Annotated in this window: 12 protein-coding genes; 9 read left to right on the top strand and 3 right to left on the bottom strand. The window is 59.5% G+C overall.

All coding sequences use genetic code 11. From position 1 onward, the window contains the following. Positions 1–184 precede the first annotated feature (184 nt). Positions 185–1327: a 4-phosphoerythronate dehydrogenase PdxB gene (gene pdxB, locus J1D76_RS04940; protein ID WP_421137288.1), complete on the top strand. Its 1143-nt coding sequence runs from the start codon at positions 185–187 to the stop codon at positions 1325–1327. Between the two features lie 172 nt (positions 1328–1499). Here pdxB and J1D76_RS04935 read toward each other — a convergent pair whose 3' ends face one another. Further along, complete coding sequence (locus J1D76_RS04935) at positions 1500–1679, bottom strand: PA1571 family protein (RefSeq protein ID WP_046041374.1); 180 nt, start codon at positions 1677–1679, stop codon at positions 1500–1502. Positions 1680–1935: 256 nt separating this feature from the next. Between J1D76_RS04935 and J1D76_RS04930 the strand changes: the two genes are divergently transcribed. Continuing rightward, a complete protein-coding gene (locus J1D76_RS04930; protein WP_421137364.1) occupies positions 1936–3717 on the top strand; it encodes an ABC transporter transmembrane domain-containing protein in 1782 nt (593 codons plus the stop codon). Between the two features lie 99 nt (positions 3718–3816). Here J1D76_RS04930 and J1D76_RS04925 read toward each other — a convergent pair whose 3' ends face one another. Further along, positions 3817–5745, bottom strand: a complete 1929-nt coding sequence (locus J1D76_RS04925) for a transglycosylase SLT domain-containing protein (RefSeq protein ID WP_421137287.1) — start codon at positions 5743–5745, stop codon at positions 3817–3819. A 213-nt stretch (positions 5746–5958) separates the two neighbouring features. On the opposite strand from J1D76_RS04925, the gene J1D76_RS04920 reads away from it, so the two are divergent. Then, positions 5959–7878, top strand: coding sequence for an ATP-binding cassette domain-containing protein (locus J1D76_RS04920; protein ID WP_421137286.1), 1920 nt, complete (start codon positions 5959–5961; stop codon positions 7876–7878). A gap of 149 nt (positions 7879–8027) precedes the next feature. Here the strand turns inward: J1D76_RS04920 and J1D76_RS04915 are convergent, their stop codons facing one another. Further along, entirely contained in the window at positions 8028–8468 is a 441-nt protein-coding gene (locus tag J1D76_RS04915; protein ID WP_421137285.1) for a universal stress protein, read from the bottom strand. A 104-nt stretch (positions 8469–8572) separates the two neighbouring features. Between J1D76_RS04915 and J1D76_RS04910 the strand changes: the two genes are divergently transcribed. The 6 genes from J1D76_RS04910 to J1D76_RS04885 all read left to right on the top strand — a co-directional run bounded on the left by J1D76_RS04910 (position 8573) and on the right by J1D76_RS04885 (position 16879). After that, positions 8573–9010 (top strand): hypothetical protein, encoded by a 438-nt coding sequence (locus J1D76_RS04910; protein WP_421137284.1) that lies wholly within the window; start codon positions 8573–8575, stop codon positions 9008–9010. A gap of 604 nt (positions 9011–9614) precedes the next feature. Further along, positions 9615–11762, top strand: coding sequence for a fatty acid oxidation complex subunit alpha FadB (gene fadB, locus J1D76_RS04905; protein ID WP_421137283.1), 2148 nt, complete (start codon positions 9615–9617; stop codon positions 11760–11762). Positions 11763–11794: 32 nt separating this feature from the next. Continuing rightward, positions 11795–12970 (top strand): acetyl-CoA C-acyltransferase FadA, encoded by a 1176-nt coding sequence (gene fadA / locus J1D76_RS04900; protein WP_008023006.1) that lies wholly within the window; start codon positions 11795–11797, stop codon positions 12968–12970. Positions 12971–13068: 98 nt separating this feature from the next. Next, a complete protein-coding gene (locus tag J1D76_RS04895) occupies positions 13069–13305 on the top strand; it encodes a DUF1653 domain-containing protein (RefSeq protein WP_421137282.1) in 237 nt (78 codons plus the stop codon). A gap of 114 nt (positions 13306–13419) precedes the next feature. After that, complete coding sequence (gene topA / locus J1D76_RS04890; protein ID WP_421137281.1) at positions 13420–16047, top strand: type I DNA topoisomerase; 2628 nt, start codon at positions 13420–13422, stop codon at positions 16045–16047. Between the two features lie 307 nt (positions 16048–16354). After that, on the top strand, positions 16355–16879 hold the full coding sequence (locus J1D76_RS04885; RefSeq protein ID WP_421137280.1) for a DUF6586 family protein: 525 nt from the start codon (positions 16355–16357) through the stop codon (positions 16877–16879). The last annotated feature ends 64 nt before the right edge of the window (positions 16880–16943 follow it).

Here is a 16943-nt window from a genome sequence, read left to right as displayed (position 1 = left end):
TCGGCTGCGAAGCAGTCGCAAACCTGGTTAGCACGGTGCATCTGGAGGACTGCGGTGGACAATTTAGGCCGCTGCGCAGCCCAACGGGGGCAAGCCCCCTCGCCACACGGGAAATGACGGTGCTTCTGGCTGGTCGTTCACCCGCATCTACGCCTACACTGCCGATCCGCCAAAGGAGCCTGCCATGCTGATTGTTGCCGACGAAAATATCCCCCTGCTCGATGCCTTCTTCGAAGGTTTCGGTGAAATCCGCCGGGTGCCGGGGCGCTCCATCGATCGCGCCACGGTCGAGCAGGCCGATGTGCTGTTGGTGCGCTCGGTGACCAACGTCAATCGCGCGCTGCTCGAAGGCAGCAAGGTGCGCTTTGTCGGCACGTGCACGATCGGCACCGATCATCTGGACCTCGATTACTTTCAGCAGGCCGGTATCACCTGGTCCAGCGCGCCGGGCTGCAACGCCCGTGGTGTGGTCGACTATGTGCTAGGGAGCCTGCTGACCCTGGCTGAAATCGAAGGTGTCGACCTCACGCAGCGAACCTATGGCGTGGTCGGTGCCGGTGAAGTGGGCGGGCGGCTGGTCAAGGTATTGCAAGGCCTGGGCTGGAAGGTACTGGTGTGTGATCCACCACGGCAGGCCGCTGAAGGCGGTGACTATGTCAGCCTTGAGCAGATCATCGAAGCGTGCGATGTCATCAGCCTGCACACGCCATTGACCAAGCAGGGCGCGCAGTCGACTTGGCATCTGTTCGATGAAAAACGCCTGAACCAACTGCGCCCCGGCACCTGGCTGATCAACGCCAGCCGTGGCCCGGTGGTGAACAACGCGGCCCTGCGTGATGTGTTGCTGGAGCGCGAAGACCTGCAAGCGGTGCTCGATGTCTGGGAAGGCGAGCCGGAAGTCGATGTGGCGTTGGCCGAACTGTGCGTGCTGGCAACGCCACACATTGCCGGTTACAGCCTCGACGGCAAACAGCGCGGCACAGCGCAGATTTATCAGGCGTACTGCGATTTCCTCGGGCAACCGGCGCAGGTGAAACTCAGCGATTTGCTGCCGGCGTCGTGGCTGTCGCACATCACCCTCAACGCGCAAAGCGACCCGGCCTGGGCGCTGGCGATGCTGTGCCGTGGCGTGTACGACCCGCGGCGTGACGATGCGGATTTCCGGCGCAGCCTTGTGGGTAGCATCAGCGACCAGCGGGCGGCGTTCGACGCGCTGCGCAAGCAATATCCTTCGCGGCGTGAGATCGACGGGTTGCAGGTGCGGATCGAGGGTGAGTCGGATGAGTTGCGCAGGATGGTGGTGGCGTTGGGAGCGACGGTGGTCTGATCACCTTGCTGGCACAATCGCGAGCAGGCTCACTCCTACAGGTTTTGTGAACATCACAAATCCCTTGTAGGAGTGAGCCTGCTCGCGAAGGGCACCCCCCGTTCCATCATTGGAAAAACAGGCATAAAAAACCCGGTCAACAATGGGCCGGGTGAAGAAGACGGTGGCTATATCACTTTTGTTCGGCAGGCTTGACCAATCGCTTTTCCAGTTCGCTGCACGCTTTCTGGATCATTTCTTCAGTGATCGGTACTTCGCGGCCTTGCTCGTCGATAATCGAGCAACCCAGAGACTGGTCTGGTTGCGTGCGGATCACTTGAATCTTGTCATCGCTGCTGTGTTGCAAGGACATGGCCTGTCTCCTCATCAGGTTGTGTGCTCACTGTAGAACCGCCAGGTGACCGGGCTATGACAACGTCCTGCGATCGTTCCGGGTGGGACAGAACCAGTCCACCAGAAATGCCTTCAACTGGCTACCCGAACTTTAGACCATTAGCGTCTAGCCTCTAGTCGTGGTGGACATAATTAACCTGACTCATTGTGATTTGCGCCGAGCCACCCCATTGAGCGGAGTAGGCTGACCCTATTGACCGTTTTTTTTGTCCTGGATGATTGCGATGCTCTCTGCTCGTCACCGCCGTGCCATTCGCCTGGCCAGTCGTTTCATCGCACCGTATCGTTGGCACGCCTTGGGTGCCCTGCTTGCGTTGATCGTCACCGCCGGTATCACCTTGTCCATGGGGCAGGGCATTCGCCTGCTGGTGGACAAGGGGTTCATGACCCAGTCGCCGCATTTGCTCAACCAGTCCATCGGCCTGTTCATGCTGTTGGTGGTGGGGTTGGCGATCGGGACATTTGCGCGATTTTACCTGGTGTCGTGGATCGGCGAGCGCTGCGTGGCCGATATCCGTCGTCAGGTGTTCAACCACCTGATTTACCTGCACCCCGGGTTTTACGAGGACAATCGCAGCTCGGAAATCCAGTCGCGGCTGACCGCCGACACTACGCTGCTGCAATCGGTCATCGGTTCTTCGCTGTCATTGTTCCTGCGCAATTTGCTGATGGTGATCGGCGGCATCGTCCTGTTGTTCATCACCAATCCCAAGCTCACCAGCATCGTGGTGGTAGCCTTGCCACTGGTGGTTGCGCCGATCCTGATCTTCGGTCGCCGGGTGCGAAACCTGTCGCGCCTGAGCCAGGACCGCATCGCCGACATCGGCAGCTACGTGTCGGAAACCCTGGGCCAGATCAAGACCGTGCAAGCCTACAACCATCAGGCCCAGGACGAACGCCGCTTTGCCGTGACGGTGGAAGAGGCGTTCGACACCGCGCGCAAACGCATCTTCCAGCGAGCCTGGCTGATCACCCTGGTGATCATTTTGGTGTTGGGTGCGGTCGGGGTGATGCTCTGGGTCGGCGGCATGGACGTCATCGCCGGGCGAATCTCCGCAGGTGAGCTGGCGGCTTTCGTGTTCTACAGCCTGATCGTCGGCAGTGCCTTCGGTACGTTGAGCGAAGTGATCGGTGAGTTGCAGCGGGCTGCCGGCGCGGCCGAGCGGATTGCCGAGTTGCTGCGTTCGGAAAACATCATCCTGCCCCCCATTGCCAGCACAGTGAAACTGCCGGAGCGGGTCGACGGCAACCTGCAACTACAAAATGTGCGTTTTTCCTACCCGTCGCGGCCAGAAAGTTATGCAGTCGACGGTTTGAACTTGACGATTCATGCTGGCGAGACGCTAGCGCTGGTCGGGCCTTCAGGGGCCGGCAAGTCGACGGTGTACGACTTGCTGCTGCGATTCTACGACCCGGCCGAAGGGCGCATCCTGCTCGATGGCGTGCCATTGACTCAACTCGATCCGCTGGATCTGCGACGCTGTTTCGCCCTGGTGTCGCAAACCCCGGCGCTGTTTTTCGGCAGCATCGAGGAGAACATCCGCTACGGCAATCCCAATGCGACGTTAGCCGAGGTTCAGGAAGCGGCGAAAATCGCTTACGCCGACGACTTTATCCAAGCCATGCCCAACGGCTACCAGACGCACCTCGGAGATGGCGGTCTCGGCTTGTCCGGTGGCCAGCGCCAACGCCTGGCCATCGCCCGAGCGTTGCTGGTGGACGCGCCGATCCTGCTGCTCGACGAAGCCACCAGCGCCCTCGATGCTCAAAGCGAACACCTGATCCAGCAGGCATTGCCGAGCCTGATGAAAAACCGCACCACCCTGGTCATCGCCCATCGCCTGGCCACTGTCAAAAACGCCGACCGCATTGCCGTGATGGACCAAGGCAAGTTGGTGGCGGTGGGCACGCATCAGGAGCTGATTGCCAGCAACGCGTTGTATGCAAGGTTGGCGGCGTTGCAGTTCAGTGATGGCAGGGTTGCCGCCGAACTGTAGGAGGTTGATCTTTTGTAGGCGCTGGCTTGCCAGCGAAGGCGTCCGAAAGGTCATGCATGACTCATGACCGCCTTCGCCGGCAAGCCGGCTTCTACAAGGTCATTGGTCGTCGAAAAACCGCTCATGCCAATCCACGATCGGCTGCGGCGAGTTGAGTTTGTCGCCGTAGATCACCGAGTACGACAGCACGTTTTGCACATACTGGCGGGTTTCGTCGAACGGGATGCTTTCCACCCAGACATCGAAACTCAGGTGGTTGGCGCCGCGCAGCCATTGGCGCACGCGGCCGGGGCCGGCGTTGTAGGCGGCGGAGGCGAGGACGCGATTGCCATTGAACTGGCTGTGCACCTGGCTCAGGTAGGCAGCGCCGAGCTGGATGTTTTTGTCCGGGTCGAACAGTTGCTGTGGCGAGCTATACGGAATGCTGAATTTGCGCGAGGTTTCCTTGGCGGTGGCCGGCATCAGTTGCATCAGGCCCGAGGCGCCGACACCGGAGCGGGCGTCATCCATGAATGCGCTTTCCTGGCGGGTAATGGCGAATGCCCAGCTCGGATGGATGCCACGCGACTTCGCTTCACGGACCAGGGCTTCGCGGTGGGCCATCGGGAAGCGGATATCCAGGTCATCCCAGTACTGCGCCTGACTGATGGTGCGGATCGCCGGGAAGTACCATTTCAGGTCGTAGGCCAGTTTGGCCTGGGCGACCATTTCGTCGCGACTGAAGTGACGGCTGACGTAGTACCACTCGCGGCGACCGTCGACGATCTGCCCGCGGGCATGCAATTCCAGGGCGCGACGCACGCCCGGCGTATTGCGGACCTTGTTGATGGTGGCCTGGCTGAGCGGCAGCGGTCTGTTCAGCAGCGAATAGGGCGACTGTGAGCGGTCGGCGGCGAGGAAACCATAGAAGTCGCGCTCGCGGGCGAGGTTTTTATAGAGCGTCTGGGCTTGCGGGTTCTGCGGTTGCGCCAGCTCCAGGCTACGGGCCTGCCAGTAGCGCCAGCGGTTGGTGGTGGCCAGGTCCTGCGGCAAGCGTCGGGATAATTGATAGGCATCGTCCCAGCGCGCCAGGCGCAGCAGCAAGCGCATGCGCCATTCGGAAACGGTGTTGTCGCGCAATTCCGGGTCGTATTGGGTCATGACGTCCAGCGCGCGACCATCATAACGACGTGCGAGGGTCAGGCCGATTTCCCGGGCGATCGCGACTTTTTCATCGCGAGAGAAGTGCATGCTGCTGGCGTAGCCGTCGAGCAGGTCCATGGCCTTGTCCGGGTCCTGGCGGGCCAGGCGACGCAGGCCGAGGCTGACCACGTCCGACATGGCTTCATCGGCCGGGGTGAAGCGCGACGGTTGGTTGAGCAGCTCGGGTTTCTGTGCGACATCGACCAGCAGGCGACCGCGAGGGGCGAGGGTGGTCATGCCGTTGACCAGGCTGTTGGCCAGTGGATAGTTGCGCGCCTGGGCCGCGAGCTTGGCGCGCTCCCAGCGTTTTTGTTCGGTCAACTGGCCATCGGCGGCCCACATGCCGAACAGCGTGTCACAGGCCTCGGGTTGGGACTTGCCGGTCAGCCAGAGTTTTTCCGCGTTGGCGTTGCCTTCGGCCTTGAGACCGTGGCTGAGCTGGTACTGCGCGTTCAGGCAGTCCAGTTCGGTGAAGTTCATCTTCGGGTCGTAATACCTGACGAAGGTCGCCCAGTCGCCGCGGTCCGCCAGCCAGCGCAACCAGCGCAACTTCATCCAGTTGGCTTGCGGCAGGTCGCCATGTTCGGCGAGAAATTTTTCGATTTCTTCGTTGCTGGCGGATTTCAGGCGCGCGGTCAGTTCGTCATAGGCCAGGTACGGTTCCAGGGGATAATCGGCCAGGGCCTGGCTGTAACGGAAATACGGGCCGGTATCGCCCTTGGCGAGGGCGCGTTTGGCTTCATCGTAATACTGGCGTTGGGTGGAAAGGTCCACCGCCTGGACGGATTGAACGGCAGCGGCAGACAGTAAAAAAGCAGACAAAAGATTGAAAAGGCGACTGCGCATGAGACATCCGTGCAGAGAAATCATGACAAGTGCGGGGCAGGCCCGCACTGATTTGTCTGTAGCTTAGCCTTTTGCCAGCAACGGGCGAAAGCTTTGCGGACCTTACTGCATCAGTTCGCAACATTTGTCATGCAGAGTGCTACGAGAGTGAAATTGCCGGCCTTCTGGAGCCTCAAGTCAGGTAGAATGCGCGCCCGGTTTTTGGAGAAGCTCATGACCCTGCTCAAATTCAGCGATGTGTCCCTTGCTTTCGGCGCTATGCCGTTGTTGGACAAGGTGTCCTGGCAGATCGCCCGTGGTGAGCGGGTGTGCATCATCGGCCGCAACGGCACTGGCAAGTCCAGCATGATGAAGCTCGTCAAGGGCGACCAGAAGCCCGATGACGGCTCCGTTTGGCGTGCGCCCGGCCTCAAGATCGGCGAATTGCCGCAAGAATTGCCGGTGGCCGACGAGCGGACCGTGTTCGACGTGGTGGCCGAAGGCCTCGATGGCGTTGGCGCCTTGCTCGCCGAATATCATCACCTGAGCCAGAACATCGTCACCGATGCCGACCTGGACAAGCTGATGCACGTCCAGCACGACCTCGAAGCCCGCGACGGCTGGCGCTTGCAGACCCTGGTCGACAGCACCCTGAGCCGCCTGCAATTGCCGGCCGACAAGACCCTTGCCGAGTTGTCCGGTGGCTGGCGTCGTCGCGTCCTGCTGGCCCAGGCCCTGGTGTCCGAACCCGACCTGCTGCTGCTCGACGAACCGACCAACCACCTGGACATCGGTGCCATCGCCTGGCTCGAAGAAGCCCTGAAAGATTTCCAGGGCGCCGTGTTGTTCATCACGCACGACCGTTCTTTCCTGCAAAACCTGGCCACCCGCATCCTCGAACTGGATCGCGGCGGCCTGATCGACTGGAACGGCGACTACGCCAGTTTCCTCGTGCACAAGGAAGCGGAACTGGCTGCCGAAGCCACTGCCAATGCGCTGTTCGACAAGCGCCTGGCCCAGGAAGAAGTTTGGATTCGTCAAGGCATCAAGGCTCGTCGTACCCGTAACGAAGGCCGCGTACGCGCCTTGAAAGCCTTGCGCGTCGAGCGCAGCGAGCGTCGTGAGCGTACCGGCAAGGCCAACATCCAGCTCGATACCGCCGACAAGTCCGGCAAGCAGGTGATGGTGCTCGAGGACGTGAGTTTCGCTCACCCGGGCGGCCCGTTCCTGATCAAGGATTTCTCGATGGTGCTGCAACGCGGCGACCGTATCGGTCTGCTCGGCGCCAACGGCACCGGCAAGACCACGTTGCTGAAGCTGATGCTCAACGGCCTGCAACCGACCAGCGGCAAAGTGGAAGAGGGCACCCGGATCGATGTCGCCTACTTCGACCAGTTGCGCCATCAACTGGACCTGGAAAAGACCGTGATCGACAACGTCGCCGAAGGTCGTGACTTCATCGATATCGACGGCCAGAGCCGCCACGTGCTCAGCTACCTCGGCGACTTCCTGTTCAGCCCACAGCGTGCCCGCACGCCGGTCAAGGCGCTGTCCGGTGGTGAGCGTGCCCGTTTGTTGCTCGCCAAGCTGTTCAGCAAACCGGCGAACCTGCTAGTACTCGACGAACCGACCAACGACCTCGACGTTGAAACCCTCGAACTGCTCGAAGAGGTCTTGCTGACCTTCAACGGCACCGTGCTGATGGTCAGCCACGACCGGGCATTCCTCGACAACGTGGTCACCAGCACCCTGGTCTTCGAAGGTGAAGGCAAGGTCCGCGAATACGTCGGTGGTTACCAGGACTGGCTGCGTCAGGGCGGCTCGCCGCGCCTGCTGGGCGTGACCGAGAGCAAGTCCGGCAAGGCCGACCTGAACTCCGCGGTGGTGAAGGCTGAGCCTGCACCAGTGGCGGCGGCGGCAGAAGCGCCGGTGGCGAAGAAGAAGCTCAGCTACAAGTTGCAGCGTGAGCTGGAAGCGTTGCCAGGCCAGATCGAAGCCATGGAGCAGCAGATTGCTGCCGTGGAGGCGCAAATGGCCGATGCCGGGTTCTACTTGCGCCCGGCGGCGGAAACCGCGTCGGTGATCGCTCAGTTGGCGCAGTTGCAGGCAGAACTCGAGGTGATGGTCGAGCGCTGGGCTGAACTGGATGCTTGATTGATCCTGCAATAAAAAGCCCGGCGCTCAGTGATGAGCGCCGGGCTTTTCATATGTGACGCATTCCCTTTGTAGACGCTGGATCATTCAATAACGTCGCTGAACGTTGAATGGCTTTCGCTGGCAAGCCAGCTCCTACAGGGGGGGCGTCAGGCTTTGGTTTGCAGGCGCACCGCCAGCACGTCGCAAGGCGCGCCATGCAATACGTCGTTGGCGGTGGAGCCCAGCAACAGCGCCAGGCCGTGGCGGCCGTGGCTGCCCACCACGATCAGGTCGCAGGTTTGTTCCTTGGCCAGATGGTGAATCTCCTGGCGGGGCTGGCCGTAGGTCAGGTGGCTGTATTCCTTGGAGAGTTCCGGATACTTGAGAATCAAGCGGTCCAGGCGTTCCTTGGCCTGATCGAACTGCTGTTGTTGCAGTTGTGACAGGTCCATCGGCACGTCGCCACCGAAGGCCATGGCCATCGGTTCAACGATGTGCACCAGCGTCAACTTGGCGCCGTTGCTCACGGACAGCTCGCGAGCGCGGTGAATCACAGGGTCGCACTCTTCGGTCAGATCTACAGCGACCAGAATATGGTTGTAGGGCATGAGGTGCTCCTCCTGAGGATTGCAATATTGGTAAGTATGGCTGGTTTCAAGCGCATTGGTTCCAAAGTGACACAATGGGCTCATCAAGAATCGGGAGTACAGATATGACGGTCTGGATAGTGGTGTCAATCCTGCTGGTGGTGCTCAGCCCCCTGGCATGGTTGCGCCCCTCGCGTGCCCAGAGTGGCCGCATCGCCCTGCGCATGGAGGCCCGGCGCATCGGCCTGGCCATGCAATTGGCGCCTCAGGAGTGGCCGCATTGGTTGAGTGAAGAGCCGCCGAGCCCTTGTGCCCAGTACCATCGCCCGCGACGTGGCAGTCAGCCGGCGTGCTGGATTTACTGGCAAAAATCACCGGGGGTCTGGGTCAATCAGTGGCAGGAAACCTGTGAAGATCAGGCGCTGCTCGACCATTTCGAAAAATTGCCAGGCAATGTCTACAAGGTCGAGGCCGACAAGCAAATGATCGCCTTGTACTGGGGCGAGAAGGGCGAGGCCGAGGTGTTGCAACAGATCGATGCCACCCTCAAGGCACTCGCTTAAGCCGATTCCCCCTGTAGGAGCTGGCTTGCCAGCGAAGACCTTTTCACATTCAACGAAGATGTTGAGCGAGCTACCGTCTTCGCTGGCAAGCCAGCTCCTACGAAAAGCTTTTTGCAGGCAATAAAAAGCCCGACAACATCATCGGGCGGGTTGGCCAGGCAGGCCGGTAAATCGGTTCGGGCTGATCTTGCGCTGGCATTCGTCACCTGCGCTCACATTTTTTTCCTGGGTTCCGCCAGCGTAGCTTGTTAAACACGGGCTGCAGCGAATTAGGGCGACTTTTCTAACAATTGATCCTATGAATGACTTCGCATGCTCAAACGTGTTGAAGGTCTTCGTTGTACGGATATGACCGGAAAGTCGCGTTTCAACCCGTGTTTCAGGCGATTGACAATTGTCGGAAATTCCGTGAAGGTGACGTACCCAAATCAAACGGGCGTATGAATTGAGCGTTTGTATTTCAGACCGCTCCTACAGAATCCCGACTATCGCGTTGGCGGGTGTACCGGGTGGATAGGCGTAGCATTGACGATCAACGTCCCTGCAAAGCCTTCGCCTGCGTCCGACGTGTACTGTTCAGCTTCCATATCGTGGAGATCAGTTGATGATTTACGAAGGTAAAGCCATCACGGTTAAGGCTCTTGAAAGTGGCATCGTCGAACTGAAGTTCGACCTCAAGGGTGAGTCCGTCAACAAGTTCAACCGTCTAACCCTGAACGAACTGCGTCAGGCCGTAGACATCATCAAGGCAGATGCTTCGATCAAGGGCGTGATCGTCAGCAGTGGCAAGGACGTGTTCATCGTCGGCGCCGACATCACCGAATTTGTCGACAACTTCAAGCTGCCGGATGCGGAGCTTGTTGCAGGTAACCTCGAAGCCAACAAGATTTTCAGCGATTTCGAAGACCTCAACGTCCCGACCGTCGCTGCCATCAATGGCATCGCGTTGGGTGGCGGCCTGGAAATGTGCCTGGCGGCGGACTACCGCGTCATGTCCACCAAGGCCAAGATCGGTCTGCCGGAAGTCAAGCTGGGCATCTACCCGGGCTTCGGCGGTACTGTTCGTCTGCCACGCCTGATCGGTGCCGATAACGCCATCGAGTGGATCGCCGCCGGCAAGGAAAACCGCCCTGAAGACGCGCTGAAAGTCGGCGCTGTCGATGCAGTCGTTGCTCCCGAGAAGCTGCAGGAAGCTGCCCTTGAGATGATCAAGCGCGCCATCTCCGGCGAGTTCGACTACAAGGCCAAGCGTCAGCCGAAGTTGGAAAAGCTCAAGCTGAACGCCATTGAACAAATGATGGCTTTCGAAACCGCCAAAGGTTTCGTGGCCGGTCAAGCGGGTCCGAACTACCCAGCGCCGGTTGAAGCGATCAAGACCATCCAGAAAGCCGCGAACTTCGGTCGTGACAAGGCGCTGGAAATCGAAGCCGCAGGTTTCGTCAAACTGGCCAAGACCTCTGCCGCGCAGAGCCTGGTCGGTCTGTTCCTGAACGATCAGGAACTGAAGAAAAAGACCAAGGCCTACGACGAAATCGCCAAGGACGTGAAGCAGGCAGCCGTACTCGGCGCTGGCATCATGGGCGGCGGTATCGCTTATCAGTCGGCCTCCAAAGGCACGCCGATCCTGATGAAGGACATCAACGAGCACGGTATCGAGCAAGGTCTGGCCGAAGCCGCCAAACTGCTGGTTGGCCGCGTTGATAAAGGCCGCATGACCGCCGCGAAAATGGCCGAAGTGCTCAACGGTATTCGTCCTACGCTGTCCTACGGTGATTTCGGTCACGTCGACCTGGTCGTTGAAGCCGTCGTCGAGAACCCTAAGGTCAAGCAAGCCGTTCTGGCCGAAGTTGAAGACAAGGTCAAAGAGGACACCATCCTCGCCTCGAACACCTCGACCATTTCCATCAGCCTGCTGGCCAAGGCCCTCAAGCGTCCGGAAAACTTCGTCGGCATGCACTTCTTCAACCCGGTGCACATGATGCCGCTGGTTGAAGTCATCCGTGGCGAGAAGTCCAGCGAGCTGGCGATTGCCACCACCGTTGCCTACGCCAAGAAAATGGGCAAGAACCCGATCGTCGTCAACGATTGCCCGGGCTTCCTGGTCAACCGCGTACTGTTCCCGTACTTCGGCGGTTTCGCCAAGCTGGTCAGCGCCGGTGTGGACTTCGTCCGTATCGACAAGATCATGGAGAAGTTCGGTTGGCCGATGGGCCCGGCGTACCTGATGGACGTGGTCGGCATCGACACCGGCCACCACGGTCGTGACGTGATGGCCGAAGGCTTCCCGGATCGCATGAAAGACGACCGTCGTACTGCCATTGACGTGCTGTACGAGGCCAAGCGCCTGGGTCAGAAGAACGGCAAGGGCTTCTACGCCTACGAGACCGACAAGAAAGGCAAGCAGAAGAAAGTCGCCGATCCTTCGGTGCTGGAAGTGCTCAAGCCGATCGTTTACGAGCAGCGCGAAGTCTCTGACGAAGACATCATCAACTGGATGATGATCCCGCTGTGCCTGGAAACCGTGCGTTGCCTGGAAGACGGCATCGTCGAAACCGCTGCCGAAGCCGACATGGGTCTGGTCTACGGTATTGGTTTCCCTCCATTCCGTGGCGGTGCGCTGCGTTACATCGACTCGATCGGTGTTGCAGAGTTCGTTGCCCTGGCTGACCAGTACGCTGATTTGGGCGCGCTGTACCACCCGACCGCAAAACTGCGTGAAATGGCCAAGACTGGCCAACGGTTCTTCGGTTAAGCGTCCCAACACTTGAGCGAGAGTGAAATTTTATGAGCTTGAATCCAAGAGACGTCGTGATTGTCGACTTCGGTCGTACTCCGATGGGCCGCTCCAAGGGCGGCATGCACCGCAACACCCGCGCCGAAGACATGTCGGCGCACCTGATCAGCAAACTGCTGGAACGCAACGTCAAGGTTGACCCGAACGAAGTCGAAGACGTGATCTGGGGCTGTGTCAACCAGACCCTGGAGCAGGGCTGGAACATCGCGCGCATGGCGTCGCTGATGACCCAGATCCCGCACACCTCGGCCGGCCAGACTGTCAGCCGCCTGTGTGGCTCGTCCATGAGCGCCCTGCACACCGCTGCGCAAGCGATCATGACCGGCAACGGTGACGTGTTCGTCGTCGGCGGCGTCGAGCACATGGGCCACGTGAGCATGATGCACGGTGTCGATCCGAACCCGCACATGTCGCTGTACGCGGCAAAAGCCTCGGGCATGATGGGCCTGACCGCGGAAATGCTGGGCAAAATGCACGGCATCACTCGCGAGCAACAGGACGCTTTCGGCGTGCGCTCCCACCAACTCGCCCACAAGGCGACCGTGGAAGGCAAGTTCAAAGACGAAATCATCCCGATGCAGGGCTACGACGAGAACGGTTTCCTGAAAACCTTCGACTACGACGAAACCATTCGTCCGGAAACCACCCTGGAAAGCCTGGCGGCTCTCAAGCCGGCGTTCAATCCAAAGGGGGGCACCGTGACGGCGGGTACGTCGTCGCAGATCACCGATGGTGCCTCGTGCATGATCGTGATGTCGGCGCAGCGTGCGCAGGACCTGGGCATCCAGCCTTTGGCCGTGATCCGCTCGATGGCAGTGGCAGGTGTGGACCCGGCAATCATGGGCTATGGTCCAGTACCGGCCACACAGAAAGCACTGAAACGCGCAGGCCTTGGCATCTCCGACATCGACTTCTTTGAGCTCAACGAAGCTTTCGCCGCACAGGCCCTGCCAGTGCTGAAAGATCTGAAAGTACTCGACAAGATGAACGAGAAGGTTAACCTGCACGGCGGCGCGATCGCCCTGGGCCACCCGTTCGGTTGCTCCGGTGCGCGTATCTCCGGCACTTTGCTCAATGTGATGAAGCAAAATGGCGGCACCTTCGGGGTGGCCACCATGTGCATTGGTCTCGGCCAAGGCATCTCCACCGTCTTCGAACGCGTTTAAGCGTCTCGTCGATGGAAGCCGGGGCCCAGTGCCCCGGTTTTTGTTTTTCCGGATTTATTTTATTTTTATTTTGAAAAAATTTGAGTGAGGGCCAAAGCATGCCGATACAACCTGGGCTCTACCAACATTACAAAGGTCCGCAGTACCGCGTATTCAGTGTTGCGCGGCATTCGGAAACCGAAGAAGAAGTGGTCTTCTACCAAGCCCTGTATGGCGATTACGGCTTTTGGGTGCGTCCCTTGAGCATGTTCCTGGAGTCCGTCGAGGTTGACGGCGAACAGGTGCCGCGCTTTGCTTTGGTGCAGGCTGAAGAAAGCCTTTTTACCGGGCGATAAGCCGAGTTCGCGCAAAACCCTGCGCTTGACCTCACCTTGTTGCCACTATATATAGCGGTGCCGCGTCAGGCGCCAATCGCCTTTCACTTCTCGAATTCAGGAATTTTCTGATCCATGGGCAAATCGCTGGTCATTGTGGAATCCCCGGCTAAGGCCAAGACCATCAACAAGTATTTGGGCAACGAATACGTGGTGAAGTCGAGTATCGGCCATATCCGAGACCTGCCCACCAGCGGTTCGGCTAGCGCCAGCAAAGAGCCAGCCGCCAAGCGTGGCAAGGCTGCTGCGGGCGAAGCGCCGGCCTTGTCGCCGAAAGAAAAAGCGCGCAAGCAGCTGGTCGCCCGTATGGGTGTCGATCCGGATCATGGCTGGAAAGCCAAGTACGAGATCCTCCCGGGCAAGGAAAAAGTCATCGAAGAGCTGCGCCGGCTCGCCAAAGATGCTGACACCATCTATCTCGCAACCGACTTGGACCGCGAGGGGGAAGCCATTGCCTGGCACCTGCGCGAAGCCATCGGTGGTGACGACACCCGCTACAAGCGCGTGGTGTTCAATGAAATCACCAAGAAGGCGATTCAGGAAGCCTTCTCCAAACCAGGCGAGCTGGACATCGACCGCGTCAACGCCCAGCAGGCGCGTCGTTTCCTCGACCGCGTCGTGGGCTACATGGTTTCGCCACTGCTGTGGGCCAAGATCGCTCGTGGCCTGTCTGCCGGTCGCGTGCAATCGGTTGCGGTGAAGCTGGTGGTAGAGCGCGAGCGCGAAATTCGTGCGTTCATCCCCGAAGAGTACTGGGAAGTTCACGCCGACCTCGGCACCGCCAAGGGCGCGACCGTGCGTTTCGACGTGGCGCGCGAGAAGGGCGAAGCGTTCAAACCGCTCAACGAAGCCCAGGCCATGGCGGCGCTGGAGAAGCTCAAGGCTTCCAGCTACAGCATCGTCAAGCGCGAAGACAAACCGACCAGCAGCAAGCCGTCGGCACCGTTCATCACTTCCACTCTGCAACAGGCCGCGAGCAACCGCCTGGGCTTCGGTGTGAAGAAAACCATGATGATGGCCCAGCGTTTGTACGAAGCCGGCTACATCACCTACATGCGTACCGACTCCACCAACCTTTCGGTTGATGCCGTGGCGATGGCGCGGACCTACATTGAGGGCGAGTTCGGCAAGAAGTACCTGCCGGAAACTCCCAATGTCTACAGCAGCAAGGAAGGCGCACAAGAGGCTCACGAAGCGATTCGTCCGTCCGACGCCAATACCGAGCCAAGCAAGCTGTCGGGCATGGAGCGCGACGCTGAACGCCTCTACGAGCTGATCTGGCGCCAGTTCCTCGCCTGCCAGATGCTGCCGGCGCAATACCTGTCGACCACCGTCACCGTGGGTGCCGGCGACTTCGAGCTGCGCGCCAAGGGGCGTATCCTCAAGTTCGACGGTTACACCCGCGTCATGCCGCAGATCGCCAAGCCAGGCGACGACGATGTATTGCCGGACATGGCCCAGGGTGACGCGATGAAGCTGATCAAGCTTGATCCGACCCAGCACTTCACCAAGCCGCCGGCGCGTTACTCGGAAGCGAGCCTGGTAAAAGAAATGGAAAAACGCGGTATCGGTCGTCCTTCGACCTACGCGGCGATCATTTCGACCATTCAGGACCGCGGCTACGTGGCGTTGCACAACCGTCGTTTCTATTCGGAAAAGATGGGCGACATCGTCACTGAGCGTCTGGCCGAGAGCTTCTCGAACCTGATGGACTACGGCTTCACTGCCGGCATGGAAGAGCATCTCGATGACGTGGCCCAGGGCGAACGCGACTGGAAAAATGTGCTCGACGAGTTCTATGGCGACTTCAAGAAGAAACTCGAAGTAGCCGAAAGCCCGGAAAACGGCATGCGTGCCAATCAGCCGGTGATGACGGATATTCCGTGCACCACCTGCGGCCGCCCGATGCAGATTCGTACCGCGTCGACCGGCGTGTTCCTCGGTTGCTCGGGCTATAGCCTGCCGCCGAAAGAACGCTGCAAGGCCACCGTCAACTTGGTGCCAGGCGATGAAATCGCTGCGGACGACGAGGGTGAGTCGGAGTCGCTGGTCTTGCGTGGCAAGCACCGCTGCCCAATCTGCAGCACGGCGATGGACGCCTACCTGCTCGATGAGAAGCGCAAGTTGCACATCTGCGGTAACAACCCGGATTGCAATGGCTACGAAATCGAAGAGGGCACCTATCGCATCAAAGGCTACGAAGGCCCGAGCCTGGAGTGCGACAAGTGCGGCAGCGAGATGCAGCTCAAGACTGGCCGTTTCGGCAAGTTCTTCGGTTGCACCAACCCGACCTGCAAGAACACTCGCAAACTGCTCAAGAGCGGCGATGCGGCGCCACCGAAGATGGATCCGGTGAAGATGCCTGAGCTGAAATGCGAAAAGGTCAACGACACCTACATCTTGCGCGACGGTGCTTCTGGACTGTTCCTGGCCGCCAGCCAGTTCCCGAAGAATCGCGAGACACGAGCTCCGCTGGTGATGGAGATCATCCCGCACAAGGATGAAATCGATCCGAAGTATCACTTCCTCTGCGAAGCGCCGAAGAAAGATCCGGACGGTCTGCCGACCGTGATTCGCTACAGCCGCAAGACCAAGGAACAGTACGTGCAGTCCGAAGTCGACGGTAAGCCGACTGGCTGGAAAGCGTTCTACGACGGCGGCAAGTGGACCGTTGAAGACAAGCGCCCGGCAGCCAAGGCTTAAGCGCGCAGGCTGATAGTGGGCTGACTGCGTCGGCCAGCGGGAGCAAGCTCCCTCGCCACAACAAAAGGCCGCATGACAACCTTCGGGTTTTCATGTGGCCTTTTTGTTTTTGCTGTTTTATGTAGTAGTGAGCTTGCTCGCGAAAAACTCAAAGGCGACGCGTTTTTCCAGGATGTACGTGTCTTCGTTTAGGTACTTCGCGAGCAAGCTTGCTCCTACGGCTACAGAGGGCTTGCGGTTTGCGCGGGTCATCCACGACACTGTGCGACCTGTGTGAAGCCATTATTTCGTTGTGGAGGCTGCCGTCATGGCCCACGAACTCTATACCCGCACCAATCAGAAGATTTACTTCGCCGGCCTGTCGCTCGAAGCGCTGGCTCGCACCGAAGAAGGGCGGGCGATGAATTCGCTGGCGCTGATCCAGGCCGGGCGCGAATCGGCACTGTTTCACCTGTACGGCGCGCTGTTGGGCCTGTGTCACGAAATTGCTGGCTTCTATCGCCTGCCTCAGGCCAATGCGCCTCGTGCCGAGTTGTTGCTGACGCGCGAAGTGCTGGAGAGCATCGCCATTCCGGAAATGGCCGAACTGGTCGAGCTGGCCAATAACCCGGAAACCTGGCTGGCCAAACTGTTGGCTGCGCATGCCGCGCTGTTTCAGCCGCCGCGCGCACCGCACAAACCAAAGGGTGATGTAACCCAGCCATTGATTCTGGCGGTAAACCTGGATGAAGAAGACGCGCCGCAGGAGCTGAGCCGGGAAGAAATGGAGAGCTGGCGCCAGAGCCTCAAAGGTTTGGCGATTCGTTTTCGTGAAGGGTTGAACGAGTGCTGACACGCGTCGTTGGGACATGACTGCTGGTCAAGATCCCAAGCGAAGCCCGAACGATGCCTATATA

The sequence above is a fragment of the Pseudomonas sp. NFX15 genome (assembly GCF_049132105.1).
Classification (GTDB): domain Bacteria; phylum Pseudomonadota; class Gammaproteobacteria; order Pseudomonadales; family Pseudomonadaceae; genus Aquipseudomonas.
The sequence above is the reverse complement of the archived record's forward strand: the minus strand, read 5'-3'. Positions and strand labels throughout refer to the sequence as shown.